This window comes from Cyanobium sp. LEGE 06143 (genome assembly GCF_015207535.1).
Classification (GTDB): Bacteria; Cyanobacteriota; Cyanobacteriia; order PCC-6307; family Cyanobiaceae; genus NIES-981.
In genome coordinates this window covers 1-13,619 of sequence record NZ_JADEWP010000051.1, presented here as the reverse complement: position 1 = coordinate 13,619, position 13,619 = coordinate 1, and the positions used below count along the sequence as shown (strand labels likewise).

General features: G+C 66.0%; 17 protein-coding genes and 2 pseudogenes. 14 read left to right on the top strand and 5 right to left on the bottom strand.

Going from position 1 to position 13,619, the window contains the following annotated elements; translation table 11 throughout:
- Both IQ216_RS14675 and IQ216_RS14145 read right to left on the bottom strand, forming a co-directional pair.
- On the bottom strand, positions 1-594 hold a 594-nt coding region (locus IQ216_RS14675), incomplete at its 3' end, for a c-type cytochrome (protein WP_370566619.1).
- An 18-nt stretch (positions 595-612) separates the two neighbouring features.
- A complete protein-coding gene (locus tag IQ216_RS14145) occupies positions 613-885 on the bottom strand; it encodes a cytochrome c oxidase subunit II transmembrane domain-containing protein (protein ID WP_255510581.1) in 273 nt (90 codons plus the stop codon).
- Between the two features lie 295 nt (positions 886-1,180).
- Here IQ216_RS14145 and IQ216_RS14435 point away from each other — a divergent pair.
- From IQ216_RS14435 to IQ216_RS05400, 14 genes and pseudogenes are all read left to right on the top strand, one after another.
- Positions 1,181-1,996: pseudogene (locus IQ216_RS14435) on the top strand (MATE family efflux transporter); the annotation flags it as partial.
- A 6-nt stretch (positions 1,997-2,002) separates the two neighbouring features.
- Positions 2,003-2,983, top strand: a pseudogene (locus IQ216_RS14430) (class I SAM-dependent methyltransferase); the annotation flags it as partial.
- Positions 2,984-3,063: 80 nt separating this feature from the next.
- Positions 3,064-3,468, top strand: a complete 405-nt coding sequence (locus IQ216_RS05455) for a hypothetical protein (protein ID WP_370566617.1) — start codon at positions 3,064-3,066, stop codon at positions 3,466-3,468.
- A gap of 25 nt (positions 3,469-3,493) precedes the next feature.
- Positions 3,494-4,222 (top strand): F0F1 ATP synthase subunit A, encoded by a 729-nt coding sequence (atpB, locus tag IQ216_RS05450; protein WP_186698806.1) that lies wholly within the window; start codon positions 3,494-3,496, stop codon positions 4,220-4,222.
- A 162-nt stretch (positions 4,223-4,384) separates the two neighbouring features.
- On the top strand, positions 4,385-4,633 hold the full coding sequence (gene atpE, locus IQ216_RS05445) for an ATP synthase F0 subunit C (RefSeq protein ID WP_010315318.1): 249 nt from the start codon (positions 4,385-4,387) through the stop codon (positions 4,631-4,633).
- A 98-nt stretch (positions 4,634-4,731) separates the two neighbouring features.
- Positions 4,732-5,205: a F0F1 ATP synthase subunit B' gene (locus tag IQ216_RS05440; RefSeq protein WP_186698808.1), complete on the top strand. Its 474-nt coding sequence runs from the start codon at positions 4,732-4,734 to the stop codon at positions 5,203-5,205.
- Positions 5,202-5,723, top strand: a complete 522-nt coding sequence (locus IQ216_RS05435; protein ID WP_193814661.1) for a F0F1 ATP synthase subunit B — start codon at positions 5,202-5,204, stop codon at positions 5,721-5,723. The genes IQ216_RS05440 and IQ216_RS05435 overlap by 4 nt, the downstream gene beginning before the upstream one ends.
- Positions 5,723-6,271, top strand: a complete 549-nt coding sequence (gene atpH / locus IQ216_RS05430) for an ATP synthase F1 subunit delta (RefSeq protein ID WP_186698811.1) — start codon at positions 5,723-5,725, stop codon at positions 6,269-6,271. The genes IQ216_RS05435 and atpH overlap by 1 nt, the downstream gene beginning before the upstream one ends.
- Before the next feature lie 88 nt (positions 6,272-6,359).
- Positions 6,360-7,877: a F0F1 ATP synthase subunit alpha gene (gene atpA, locus IQ216_RS05425; RefSeq protein WP_193814660.1), complete on the top strand. Its 1,518-nt coding sequence runs from the start codon at positions 6,360-6,362 to the stop codon at positions 7,875-7,877.
- An 18-nt stretch (positions 7,878-7,895) separates the two neighbouring features.
- Positions 7,896-8,849 (top strand): F0F1 ATP synthase subunit gamma, encoded by a 954-nt coding sequence (locus IQ216_RS05420; RefSeq protein WP_193814659.1) that lies wholly within the window; start codon positions 7,896-7,898, stop codon positions 8,847-8,849.
- Between the two features lie 24 nt (positions 8,850-8,873).
- On the top strand, positions 8,874-9,650 hold the full coding sequence (locus tag IQ216_RS05415; protein WP_370566618.1) for a TIGR02466 family protein: 777 nt from the start codon (positions 8,874-8,876) through the stop codon (positions 9,648-9,650).
- A complete protein-coding gene (locus IQ216_RS05410) occupies positions 9,610-9,975 on the top strand; it encodes a 2Fe-2S iron-sulfur cluster binding domain-containing protein (protein WP_186698819.1) in 366 nt (121 codons plus the stop codon). Before IQ216_RS05415 ends, IQ216_RS05410 begins: the two co-directional genes overlap by 41 nt.
- A complete protein-coding gene (locus IQ216_RS05405; RefSeq protein ID WP_193814657.1) occupies positions 9,972-10,187 on the top strand; it encodes a hypothetical protein in 216 nt (71 codons plus the stop codon). Before IQ216_RS05410 ends, IQ216_RS05405 begins: the two co-directional genes overlap by 4 nt.
- Positions 10,184-11,266: a DUF3326 domain-containing protein gene (locus tag IQ216_RS05400; RefSeq protein WP_370566616.1), complete on the top strand. Its 1,083-nt coding sequence runs from the start codon at positions 10,184-10,186 to the stop codon at positions 11,264-11,266. Before IQ216_RS05405 ends, IQ216_RS05400 begins: the two co-directional genes overlap by 4 nt.
- Positions 11,267-11,278: 12 nt before the next feature.
- Here the strand turns inward: IQ216_RS05400 and IQ216_RS05395 are convergent, their stop codons facing one another.
- From IQ216_RS05395 to nadE, 3 genes are all read right to left on the bottom strand, one after another.
- A complete protein-coding gene (locus IQ216_RS05395; RefSeq protein ID WP_193814662.1) occupies positions 11,279-11,713 on the bottom strand; it encodes a 23S rRNA (pseudouridine(1915)-N(3))-methyltransferase RlmH in 435 nt (144 codons plus the stop codon).
- Positions 11,714-11,733: 20 nt separating this feature from the next.
- Complete coding sequence (gene ald, locus IQ216_RS05390) at positions 11,734-12,846, bottom strand: alanine dehydrogenase (protein WP_186698824.1); 1,113 nt, start codon at positions 12,844-12,846, stop codon at positions 11,734-11,736.
- Between the two features lie 70 nt (positions 12,847-12,916).
- Positions 12,917-13,619, bottom strand: a 703-nt coding sequence (nadE, locus tag IQ216_RS05385) for an NAD(+) synthase (protein ID WP_193814656.1), incomplete at its 5' end; no start/stop codon positions are given.

Below are 13,619 nucleotides of genomic sequence, written 5' to 3'. Positions count from 1 at the left end.
GATATCGATATGGCCCTCCATGTCTTCCAGCGCCATCTGGCTGCCCTTCAGAGCCGGAAACGCCGGAGGCAGACCGGTACCATCAGCCTGGTGGCAGCTGGCACAGGCGGTTGCATAAGCCCGTTCACCACGCTCCATCAACTCGTCGAGCGTCCAGTCTTTCTCGGTCAACTGGCGTTCCATTTCCGCCATTTCTCTCTGCTCCGCCACCCATTCGTTGTATTCCTCCTCAGGCACCGCTTTGACGACCACCGGCATAAAGCCATGGTCCTTGCCACACAGCTCGGTACACTGGCCACGGTAGGTTCCGGGCACATCCACCCGGGTCCAGGTCTCGTTGATAAACCCGGGAATGGCATCTTTCTTCACACCAAATGCCGGCACCCACCAGGAGTGAATGACATCGTTGGCGGTGAGCAGGAAACGGACTTTCTTGCCGACCGGAATCACCAGCGGGTTATCGACCTCCAGCAGGTAATGTTCACCCTTGGCCTGACGATTGCGGATCTGGTCACGCGGCGTCGACATGTTGGAGAAAAAACTGAAATCGTCGTCAATGTACTCGTATTGCCAACGCCACTGGTAACCGGTGATCTTGATGTCGACATCCGATTAGGTGGTGTCGTACATCTCGACCAGGGTCGCGGTGGCGGGAATCGCCATGGCCACCAGAATGGCCAGAGGGATAATGGTCCAGAGCACTTCCACCACGGTATTCTCATGGAAGTTCGCGGGCTTGGCGCCCCGGGACTTGCGGTGGGCAAAGATTGACCAGAACATAACCCCGAATACCACGACGCCAATGGCGACACAGATCCAGAGAATGGTCATATGAAGGCTGAAAATCTGGTTACTGGTGCTGGTCACCCCGGGTGACATGTTCATGGTCCAGTCAGCCATGACAGTGACCGGCAACAACAGACCAGCGGCTAGGGCTACTGCCCGCTTGGCATGCACGCGCATACTGTGTCTCCACAGAGTGTTATTCTTGTCGGATTTTGCGTCATCCCCCTGCGACACACCCCGGCGCTCGCAACACCGGATGGCCTCAGAGTGAAAGCCTGATTATGGATACATCAGGATCGAGTATAGACACAGATCAAGAAAAGGCTAAAAAATCCTTAAATCCAAAACGGATAAACACGGAATTTTGAGAACCATAACTCATAAAAGGCCCATAATGACCAGTACAGACCATCGCCTCTGGGCACTGGCCTGGCCGCTGATGCTGACCAACCTGACCGTGCCACTGCTCGGCCTGGTGGACACCGCCGTGCTGGGCCACCTGGATAGTCCGGAATACCTTGGTGCTGTGGCGGTCGGTGCCAACCTGTTCAGTATTCTGTATTGGACATTCGGCTTTATGCGCATGGGAACCACTGGGCTGGCGGCCCAGGCCTGGGGCAAACGTGATCCCTTCGCCCAGGTAGCGCTGCTGCTGCGTTCCATCGTGCTGGCGGTCGGCATCGGCCTGATGCTCATCGTATTTCATAAGCCCCTGATCAGCCTGGGGCTGACCCTGATGAACCCCAGCCCGGCGGTGGCCGAGCTGGCCGCCGAATACGCGGCAATCAGGATCTGGAGCGCGCCGGCGGTGCTGTGTCAGTACACTCTGGTGGGCTGGTTGATTGGCACCCAGTTCCCCCGGGGACCCATGGTGATGCTGATCATCGCTAACGGCATCAACATCGTACTCGATGTGTTCTTTGTGACGGTTCTGGGCTGGAACAGTCGCGGCGTGGCCCTGGCCACGGTCATCGCCGAGTACAGTGCCGCCCTGATCGGTTTTGCCATCGTGCTGCGCCGAATGCCCGAAGGCCAGCGGCTGACCCGGGCGCTGATCGGCCAGGTGTCCGATTACCTGGCGATTCTGCAGGTGAATCGCTACATCATGGTCAGGACCATCGCACTGCTGCTGGTGCTGGCGTTTTTCACTGCCCAGGGCGCCCGCCAAGGCGATGTGATCCTGGCCGCCAATGCTGTGCTGATTACCTTTTTGCTGGTGATCTCCAATGCCCTGGACGKGGCCCGGGAGCGCACCCGCCGCTCCGGCGCTGCACAGCAGGTCGGGGAGCTGCGCATCGAGCAGAGCAGCCTGCTCGACCTGGCCGGCGAGGGACCCTTCGACTACATCAATTCGGTGGGTGTGCTTCATCACCTGCGTCAGCCGGAGGCCGGGCTGAAGGCCCTGGCGGGCCTGCTCAGGCCGGGTGGCCTCCTGCACCTCTTCCTCTATGCCGATGGGGGACGCTGGGAAGTCCACCGCATCCAGCGCAGCCTCGGCCGTCTGGGGGTGGGCAGCGGCAGCGAGGGGATGCGGCTGGGCCGCCAGCTCTTCGCCGACCTGCCCGAGACCAACCGGCTGCGGCGGCACCACGAGCAGCGCTGGGCCCTCGACACCGCGGCCGAGGCCAACTTCGCCGACATGTACCTCCATCCCCAGGAGACCAGCTACAACCTGGAGCGATTGATGGCCTTCGTGCAGAACGCGGAGCTTTCGTTTGCGGGCTTTTCCAATCCGGGCATCTGGGATCCGGCCCGGTTGCTGGGCGGCGAGCTGCTGGAGAGGGCCCAGGCCCTGCCGGACTGGGAGCGCTGGGCTCTGGTGGAGGATCTGGACCCTGAGATCAGCCACTTCGAGTTCTTTCTCTCCCGGGGGCCCCTGCAGCGGCGAGGCTGGGATGACGATGGTGCACTGCTTGCGGCCGGCGGCGTCCGCAACCGCTGCCTCTGGGGCTGGCCCTCCACGGAGCTGCTCGATCCGGATCTGATGCCCCTGAGCCTCAGCAGCGAGGCTCTGGCCCTGATGCAGGCCCTGGAGGCCGCCCCCCCGGGCACGGCGATCGGTGCTCTGCCTGCTGAGAGCTCGACAGCCAGCTCGACTGACGACACAATCGACGCATCGAGCCAGCGCAGGCTGTGCGCCGCCAGGGAGCTATTGGCCGCCCGGGTCTTGCTGCCACTGGCTTCTGGGGCTGCGTGATAGATTCCGCGCGCCTTCTAGGGTTGGCTCGGTTGTCGGTTTCTCCACCTTGCCTGCCTGGGCAGCCCTTGGCTGATCAGGTGACAGGATCGGTCGACCCCGTCCAGCCGGCAGCGGACGTGGACCCTGCTGCCGAGCCTGACAACGGCATGGCCGAGTACTACCGGCTCCAACGGAAGCTGCAGCAGTTCACCCTGGTTCTCAGCGGTGTGGCCGTTCTGGTCACCGCTCTGCTGTTGAGCTGGAGCGCTGCGTTCGCTGTGCTGGTGGGGGCTACCGCGGCCCTGCTCTATCTGCGCCTGCTCGGGCGCAGCGTCAGCCGGCTGGGTGGTGAGCGACGCGGCATGGGCAAGGCCCAGCTGCTCGTGCCCATTCTCCTCGTGCTGGCAGCCTGCCGCCTGCCCCAGCTGGATCTGCTGCCTGCTTTCCTGGGGTTCCTGCTCTACAAGCCCGCAGTGATCCTGCAGGCCGTGCTCGACGCCTGACTTTCCCGTTCCCCTGATCTCCCCGATGCTTGCGCTGCCCTCCAGTCTTCCTTTCGCCGAGCTTGAGGTGGGTCAACACCTCTACTGGCAGCTGGGCAACTTCAAGATCCATGGCCAGGTGTTCCTGAGCTCCTGGGTCGTGATCGGTGCCCTATTGGCTCTGGTGATCGCCGGAACCCGCAAGCTCGAGCGAGACCCGCGCGGCACCCAGAACCTGCTCGAGTTTCTGTGGGATTACATCCGCGACCTCTCGCGGGAGCAGATCGGTGAACGGGCCTATCGAGACTGGATGCCCTTTATCGGCACGCTGTTCCTGTTCATCTTCGTGAGCAACTGGGGTGGAGCGCTTGTCCCCTGGAAGCTGATCCACCTGCCCAGTGGGGAGCTTGGCGCCCCGACAGCCGACATCAACACCACCATTGCCCTGGCACTGCTGGTATCGCTTGCTTACTTCTACGCTGGCCTGAGTCGGAAAGGACTGCGTTACTTCGAGTATTACGTGGAGCCCACGCCGATCATGCTCCCGTTCAAGATCGTTGAGGATTTTACCAAGCCACTTTCGCTCTCCTTCCGACTTTTCGGCAATATCCTGGCCGATGAATTGGTGGTGGCCGTGCTGGCTTTCCTTGTGCCCCTGCTGGTGCCACTTCCGGCCATGTTCCTGGGCCTGTTCACCAGCGCGATCCAGGCTCTGATTTTCGCCACCCTTGCCGCCTACTACATCGGTGAGGCGGTCCACGAGGAGCACCACTGAGGCTCCACCGCTGGCCCGGTCCGCCGGTCTGGCAAACTCACTGCGCGCAGGTCCGGTAGCCACCGGGCCCGTTGCCAACCCCAGGCAACGTCCCAGGCGCAGGAGACTTTCATCCCTCCGTCCACTCAGCGCTGTTCCAGCGCATCCATCTTTTCTTCCCCCATGGATTCCATCACTTCCGCAGCTTCCGTTGTGGCCGCTGGTCTGGCCGTCGGCCTGGGCGCCATCGGCCCTGGCATCGGTCAGGGCACCGCTGCCGGCGGCGCCGTTGAAGGCATCGCCCGCCAGCCCGAAGCCGAGGGCAAGATCCGCGGCACCCTGCTGCTCTCGCTGGCCTTCATGGAGGCACTCACCATCTACGGCCTCGTGGTCGCCCTGGTGTTGCTGTTCGCCAACCCCTTCGCTGGTTGATCGGCTTCTGAGTGGACGGTTGGTGGGGGCATCACGCCCCTGCCATCTGGCAGCTCGGCCCCCCTTTCCATCCCGATCCTTCCAGCGCATCGATTCCCATGACCAGCTGGCTTCTGCTCGCCGAAGCAGGCGCACCCGAGGGAGGTCTCTTCGACCTCGACGCCACCCTGCCGCTGATGGCTGTGCAGGTGGTTCTCCTCACCTTCATCCTCAACTCGCTGTTCTTCCGTCCCGTCGGCCGGGCCGTTGAGGAGCGCGAGGGCTTCATCAGCACCAGTCGCGCCGACGCCAAGCAGAAGCTGGCCCAGGTGGAGCGTCTGGAGGGCGACCTGCGCGAGCAGCTCAAGGAGGCCCGTCAGCAGGCCCAGAAGCTGATCGTAGAAGCCGAGCAGGAAATGGATCAGCTCTACCGTTCTGTGCTGGCTGCAGCGTCCGCAGAGGCCAACGCTCAGCGTGAAGAGGCCCGGCGTCAGATCGATGTCCAACGGGATCAGGCCCTCGTCCGCCTCAGCGGAGAGGCCGATGGCCTGGCCGATCTGATCGTCTCCCGTCTGCTGGCCCCAGCGCCATGATCCCCATGTTCCCTCTTTTCGCCAGCCACGGCAGCTTTGGTCTGAACCTCGATCTGTTCGAGACCAACATCATCAACCTGGTGATCGTGATCGCCGCCCTCTGGAAGTTCCTTCCCAGTTTTCTGGGCGGAATCCTGGAGCGCCGCAGGGCCGCCATCCTCAGCGATCTCGACGATGCAGAGCAGCGCCTGAGTCAGGCCAATGCCAGTCTGTCCGAGGCTCAGGCGGCCTTGGCCTCAGCCCAGCAGAAGGCCGAGCAGATCCGGGTGGATGGCAAGGCCCGGGCCGCCGCCATCCGAGCTGAGAGCGAGGCCCGCACCGTCGATGAGATGGCCCGCCTCAAGCAGGGCGCCATGGCCGATCTCGATGCGGAGGCCGCAAGGGTCACCGAGGGCCTGCGCCGGGAAGCCGCCAGGCAGGCGATCGACAAGGTGCTCGCCAGCCTTTCTGGGAAGCTCGATGCTGCATCCCAGGCCCGTCTGATCGATCAGTCCATCCAGAATCTGGGGAACGTCTGATGCCTCTGCTCAACAGTCTTGCCAGCCCCTACGCCGAGGCCCTGCTTCAGGTCACCGAGGCCCGCCAGGAAACTGACGACGTGGCCGAACAGGTCCGTGACCTGCTCGGCATCTGGAAGTCCTCTCCCCAGCTGCGGGAGGCCATGGGCTCTCCGGTACTAGAGCCTGAGGCCAAGAAAGCTGCCCTTGACGCCCTGTTTCAGGACCAGACAGCCGCGTCGCTCCAGAATCTGCTCAAGGTTCTCGCTGATCGCCAGCGGATCGCTGCCCTTGATTCGGTGCTGATGCGCTTTCTCGAGCTCTACCGCGAGCTCCGCAACATCGCCATGGCCACCGTCACCTCAGCCACGCCCCTGAGCGAGGAGCAGCAGCAGCAGCTCACCGCCAAGGTGCAAGGCCTGGCTGGCACCGAGGCCGTGGAGGTTGATCTGCAGATCGACCCCGCCCTGATCGGCGGTTTCATCGTCAGCGTGGGCTCCCAGGTGGTTGACGCCAGCCTCTCCGGCCAGGTCCGTCGCCTCGGTCTGGCCCTGGCCAAGGTCGGCTAACGACCCAGAACCTGCGCTTCGGGAGTCTCCCCTCCCGCTCCTTCACTCCCCCCCAGTTCCCTCCATTCCCCCTGCGGGGATTTCTCCCATGGTTTCCATCCGTCCTGACGAGATCAGCGCCATCCTCAAGCAGCAGATTGAGGACTACGACAAATCGGTGGCCGTCAGCAACGTCGGCACCGTGCTGCAGATCGGCGACGGCATCGCCCGTGTCTACGGCCTGCAGCAGGCCATGGCCGGTGAACTGGTCGAATTCGAGGACGGCACCGAGGGGATCGCCCTCAACCTCGAAGACGACAACGTCGGCGTGGTGCTGATGGGTGAGGGCCGGGGCATCCAGGAGGGCAGCACTGTCAAGGCCACCGGCAAGATCGCCTCCGTGCCAGTGGGCGACGCCATGCTCGGCCGGGTGGTGAACTCCCTGGGTCAGCCGATCGATGGCAAGGGCGACATCGCCACCACCGACACGCGCCTGATCGAATCGATGGCGCCCGGCATCATTCAGCGCAAGTCGGTGCACGAGCCGATGCAGACGGGTATCACCGCCATCGACGCCATGATCCCGATCGGCCGGGGACAGCGGGAGCTGATCATTGGCGACCGGCAGACCGGCAAGACGGCCATCGCCATCGACACGATCATCAATCAGCGTGGCGAAGACGTGGTCTGCGTCTACGTGGCGGTGGGCCAGAAGGCCGCCTCGGTGGCCAATGTGGTGGAGGTGCTGCGTGAAAAGGGCGCTCTCGACTACACCATCGTGGTGGCGGCCAGTGCCTCCGAATCGGCGGCCCTGCAGTACCTCGCCCCCTACACCGGCGCAGCCCTGGCTGAATCGTTCATGTACAAGGGCAAGGCCACCCTGGTGATCTATGACGACCTCACCAAGCAGGCCCAGGCCTACCGCCAGATGTCCTTGCTGCTGCGTCGTCCGCCCGGGCGGGAGGCCTATCCCGGCGACGTCTTCTACTGCCACAGCCGCCTGCTTGAGCGTGCCGCCAAGCTCTCCGATGCCATGGGCAAGGGGTCGATGACGGCCCTGCCGATCATCGAAACCCAGGCTGGTGACGTGTCGGCCTACATCCCCACCAACGTGATCTCGATCACCGATGGTCAGGTGTTCCTCAGCTCCGATCTGTTCAACTCCGGCCTGCGGCCTGCCATCAATGTGGGCATCTCGGTGAGCAGGGTGGGTGGTGCCGCCCAGACCAAGGCGATCAAGAAGATCGCCGGCACCCTGAAGCTGGAGCTGGCCCAGTTCGATGAACTGGCGGCCTTCTCGCAGTTCGCCTCGGATCTTGATGCTGCAACCCAAGCCCAGCTGGGACGCGGCAAGCGTCTTCGCGAAATCCTGAAGCAACCCCAGTTCAGTCCCCTGATTCTTGCCGAGCAGGTGGCCGTTGTCTATGCGGGCGTCAAGGGCCTGATCGATGAGGTCCCCGCCGATGCGGTGGCCCAGTTCTGCCGTGAGCTGCGGGAGTATCTGAAATCCAACAAGCCTGACTACATCTCGAAAGTGCAGACCGAGAAGGTGCTCAGCGAGGAAGCTGAAGCCATGCTCAAGGAGGCCATCGCTGAAGTGAAGTCCACCATGCTCGCCTCGATCTGAGCAGGAGAGAACGAACCGATGGCCAACCTCAAAGAAATCCGGGACCGGATCAGCTCCGTCAAGAACACCCGCAAGATCACTGAGGCGATGCGCCTTGTGGCTGCGGCCAAGGTGCGCCGCGCCCAGGATCAGGTGCTGCGCAGTCGCCCCTTTGCCGATCGCCTGGCTCGCGTGCTGGAAAACCTTCAGTCGCGCATGGGCTTTGAAGATGTGGACGCTCCTCTGCTGGAGTCCCGCCAGGTCGATCAGATCACCTTGCTCGCTGTCACGGGTGATCGTGGTCTCTGCGGCGGCTACAACGCCAACATCATCAAGCGCACAGAGCAGCGCCACGCTGAGCTTGTGGGCCAGGGCTTCAAGGTGGACCTGGTGCTGATCGGCCGCAAGGCCATCAGCTACTTCCAGAATCGCGCCAGCACCTACACCATCCGCGCCACATTCACAGGTCTTGAGCAGGTGCCCAGTGCGGAGGAGGCCAGGGCCATCTCCAATGAGATCCTGGCGGAATTCCTCTCGGCCTCCACCGACCGCGTGGAGATCATCTTCACCAAGTTCATCAACCTGGTGAGCTCCAGGCCTGTCATCCAGACACTCCTGCCCCTGGACCCCCAAGGCATCGCCACCCCCGAGGATGAGATCTTCCGGCTCACCACCCGCGAAGGTCGCCTGGTGGTGGAAGCCGGCAACTCCAGCAACGTGGCCCCTGCTCTGCCTTCAGACATCATCTTCGACCAGAGTCCGGAGCAGCTGCTGAACGCCCTGCTGCCGCTCTACATGCAGAACCAGTTGCTGCGTTCCCTGCAGGAGGCGGCCGCCTCGGAACTGGCCAGCCGGATGACGGCCATGAACAATGCCAGCGACAACGCCAAGGCTCTCGCCAAAACGCTGACGCTGGACTACAACAAGGCCCGCCAGGCTGCCATCACCCAGGAGATCCTGGAGGTTGTGGGCGGTTCTGCCGCCATGGCCTGAGGCCCGCCAGGCCTCAGCTGCTGAATCCTCCCCTTGGATTGTCCAGGCTCAGAGCTCCATCTCAGGCCGCTGTTCCCGGTGGCCCTCGCCGAGGTGCAGCGACGGCCTGATCCGCTTGAGCTGGCCATCCAGCTGCAGGATCTGCTGGACCTGCGCGGTGACGCCTGCAGCAATCCTGACCCCGGATGCGCCTGGACCGGCGATCTGCAGGGGGTGTGGCAGCTGCATCGCCACGCCACCTTTGCTCCCCTGGTGCGACAGCTGTGTGGCCATGCCGCAGAGTTTCTGGAGCAACTTGGTTTCGCGCCAGAGCGGGTGGCCCTGCAGGTGCAGCGCTGCTGGCCGGTGCTCAGCGAGTTCGGCCAGGTGGTGGGCCGCCACCACCACCCCAATGCCCATCTCAGCGCGGTCTACTACTTCACCGGCGATGGCGGCGGCGAGCAGGGCAGCCTGCGCCTGTTCGCGCCGACCACGGGCAATGAGTTGGTGCCGGGCATGGCCGTGGGCCATGACGGGCCCCTGCGGGCCTCACCCTGGACCCGGCCGTGGGTGGATGTGGCTCCCCGCGCCGGCCTGCTGCTGCTGTTCCCTGCCAGCCTCGATCATGCGGTGCTGCCGAACCGCGATCCCGACAGCCTTCGCTGCTCCCTGAGCCTGGACCTCGTGCTCAGTGCTCCCGCCGGAACCACCCCACCGGAATACCTCGCACCCCATCCAAGCCACTGGCAGGATCTCGGGTCCGGACCGATCGGCTGGGAGGATGGACAGCACCAGCCCGACGACGGACGCCTCCGTGACTGACGCGCCCCAGACTTTCACGATCACAGCTGAGATCGACGGCACCAGCCACACCTTCCCCTGCCGAGCCGACCAGACCGTGCTGGCGGCTGCCGAGCTGGCCGGAGTTCCCCTGCCCAGTTCCTGCTGTTCCGGGGTCTGCACCACCTGTGCGGCTCTGATCGGCTCGGGCCAGGTGCGCCAGCCCGACGCCATGGGGGTGAAGCCGGAGCTGCAGGAGAAGGGCTATGCGCTGCTGTGCGTGTCCTTCCCCACCAGCGACCTGACCCTCAAGGCCTGCATGGAGGACGCCCTGTACGACCTCCAGTTCGGCCAGTACCAGAAGTGAGCGCTCCATCCAGCGCCGAGTTCCTCACCCCCGGCTCGCTTGAGCTCAGATCTGTCGAGCTGCGGTTGCAGCGCTGTCCGGGGGCCCTGCTCCCCCAGCTGCTGGCGGCCCTGGCCTTGCACGGCCGGCCGCTGCGCTGGGCCATCACTGGAGTGTGCGGCGATGGCCTCACCCTTGAAGCTGTGGTGATCGGCCCGTCCGGCCGGCCGTGATCGCCTCTGAAGCGGTGCTGTCGCCACCGCTGCCCACCCTGTTGGTGGTGCCCACGGGCATCGGCTGCGCCCTCGGGGGCTATGCCGGCGATGCCCTGCCTGCCGCCCGACTGCTGGCAGCGGCCAGCGGCTGTCTCATCACCCATCCCAATGTGATGAACGGGGCGGCGCTCTATTGGCGGGACCCCCGCATCCACTATGTGGAGGGGGCGGCCCTGGATCGCTTCGCTGCCGGCACCCTGGCCCTGCGACCGGTGCGGAGCCAGCGGCTCGGGGTCCTGTTCGACGACGGCATTGAACAGCCCCTGCTGCAGCGCCATCTCCAGGTGGTGGACGCCTGCCGGGCCACCCTGGGGCTCACGATCGGCCCGGTGCTGGGCACCGCTGGGCCGCTGCAGGTTCGCCTGGAGCGGGGCCCCAGTGGGGCCAGCTGGGGCGGCCTGGGCCGGCCTGATCTGCTGCTGCAGGGGGCGGAACGGCTGCGGGCCGCCGGAGCCACGGCCATCGCCGTGGTGGCGCGCTTCCCGGACGATGCCGATGCTGAGGCCCTGGTGGCCTACCGGGGCGGCTCCGGCGTCGACGCCCTGGCGGGTGCCGAGGCGGTGATCAGCCACCTGCTCACCGATCAGCTGGGGCTGCCCTGTGCCCATGCCCCCGCCTTGGCTGGCCTGCCCCTGAACCCGGCCCTCGACCCCAGGGCTGCCGCCGAAGAGCTCGGCCACACCTTCCTCCCCTGTGTGCTGGTGGGCCTCAGCCGCGCCCCCGACCTGGTGCCGCTCTGCAACGGCCGCCCGGCCTGGGCCGATCCGGGCCTGGTGCTGCCCGAGCAGATCGGAGCGGTGGTGGCTCCGGCCGGTGCCCTGGGGGGAGCGGCGGTGCTGGCCTGCGCCGAACGCGGTGTGCCCCTGATCGCCGTGGAGAACCCCTGCGTGCTGCAGGTGGATGGGGCGGCCCTGGGGCTGGAGGTGCTGCCGGCGCGCAGCTACAGCGAGGCCGCCGGCCTGGTGCTGGCCCTGCGGGAGGGGATCTGCCCGAGCTCCCTGCGTCGGCCCCTGCCGCCCCTCAACACGGAGGGGTGAACCTCTGGGGCCTCACTCCCGGTGGTAGGGCCCGCCCTGGAGGATGGTCTGGGCCCTGTAGAGCTGCTCCACCAGCAGCAGCCGGGCCAGCTCATGGGGGAAGGTGAGGGCCGAGAGGCTGAGCTGCCAGCTGGCCTCGGTCTTGAGCTGGGCATGCAGACCATCGGCGCCACCGATCGCGAAGGCCAGCCTGAGGGAGCCGCGCTGCAGCAGCTGAGCGGCCAGTTGGCGCGACGGCAGGACCTGGCCCTCCTCGCTGAGGGCGATCAGCTGCTCATCGCGCCGCAGCTGGGCGCGGATCGCCTCCGCCTCGCGCAGGGGATCGCTGTCCTTGAGCTCCACGATCGTGAGCCCCGGCAGGCGCTTGGCGTAGTGCGCCAGTCCATCCCTCACCCAGCTTCTGCGCAGCTTGCCCACTGCGAGGATCCGGATCCGGCTCGGATTCAGCATGCCTGTGGGCTCGGCTCTCAGCGCAAGCAGGCCATCGGGTGCCGCGGCGACACGCCGAGGGCCCTGGCGACGCCGGGATGGCAGACCGCCCCATCCACCGTGTTCAGCCCGGAGAGCAGCTCCGGCCGGTCGGTGACGGCCTCCGCCAGCCCCCGGCCCGCCATCACCAGGATGTAGGGCAGGGTGACACTCATCAGGGCCTCGGTGGAGGTGAAGGGCACCGCCCCGGGCATGTTGCCCACGGCGTAGTGCTGCACGCCGTGCACGGCATGCACGGGTTCGGTGTGGGTGGTCTCCCGGCTGGTGGCGATGCAGCCCCCCTGGTCGATGGCCACATCCACGATCACCGAACCCGGCTTCATCCGCTGCACCAGCTCCTCGTCCACCAGGGTGGGGGCCCGCCCCCCCGGGGTGAGCACGGCCCCGATCACCAGGTCGGCACCGGGCACCAGGCGCTCCACCAGGCTGCGGCTGCTGACCAGATTCACCAGCCGGCCGCGGCGGTCGGCCTCCAGCTGGCGCAGGCGCTGGGGCGAACGGTCAAGCAGGAACACTTCGGCGTCCATGGCGGCGGCGATGCGAGCGGCGTTCCAGCCCACGGTGCCGGCTCCCAGCACCACCACCCGGGCCGGCCGCACACCGGTGCAGCCGCCCATCAGGATGCCGCGGCCACCGTGGGGCTTCTCCAGCAGATGGGCACCCACCTGGGCCGCCAGCCGACCGGCGATCTCGCTCATCGGCGCCAGCAGGGGCAGGCTGGTGTCTTCCAGCTGCACCGTCTCGTAGGCCACGGAGGTGGTGCCCGCCTCCAGCAGGGCCCGGCCCACGGCCGGGTAGGCGGCGAGGTGCAGATAGGTGAACAGCACCAGGTCGCTTCGCAGGTAGACGAATTCCTCGGGCTGGGGTTCCTTCACCTTCACCACCAGGTGGGCGGCCCAGGCCTCCTCGCAGCTCACCAGTCGGGCGCCGGCGGCACTGAAGTCGGCATCCTCCATGCCGGCGCCGAGGCCGGCGCCCTGCTGCACCCGTACCTCCATGCCCTGGCCCACCAGCTCCCGCACCCCATCGGGGGTGAGGGCCACGCGCCGCTCGTCGCGCTTGATTTCCGTGGGCACACCGATGCTCGCCATCGGCGCGGTGAGGGGAAGGGACGAAGCCTGGGCAGCCATGCAGACGCGGTAGGCGTGTCCCCAGACTGGCTCAGCCAGCGGCGATCGGCATCCGCCAGCCGCTGCCGAAGGCGTGACCGCTGACTTTGAGCACCGGTGCCGCCTGGCGGCGCTTGAACTCCGCCCGCTGCAGCAGCCCATGCACACGGGCGGCCAGGGCGGGGTCGCTGCCCTGGGCCACCAGCTCCTCGGGGCTGCGGTGCTCCTCCACCAGGGCCTGGAGCAGGGGGTCGAGCTGGCCGTAGTCGGGGAGCGAGTCGCTATCGCGCTGGTCGGGGCGCAGTTCAGCGCTGGGGGGCTTCTGGCGGATGGCCGCCCCGACCAGCTCCCCCTCGGCCGGCAAGCCCAGGGCCGCCCGGCAGGCGGACGATTCCGGGCTGTCGAGCCAGGCGCAAAGGGCAAAGACGGTGCTCTTGTAGAGATCGCCGATCACGGCCAGGCCCCCGTTCATGTCGCCGTAGAGGGTGCAGTAGCCCACGGCGAGTTCGGATTTGTTGCCCGTGGAGAGCAGCAGCTGGCCGTCCTGGTTGGCCACCGCCATCAGCAGGGTGCCGCGGATGCGCGACTGCAGATTCTCGGCTGTCAGCCCCGCCGGCTCCCGCCCCAGGGCTGGTGCCAGAGCTGCATCGAAGCCGCCCATCAGCTCGGCGATTGGCACCGTGTCGGTGTCCAGGCCCAGGCGGCTGGCCAGGGCCAGAGCATCGGCCAGCGAACCCTCGGAGCTCCAGGGGGAG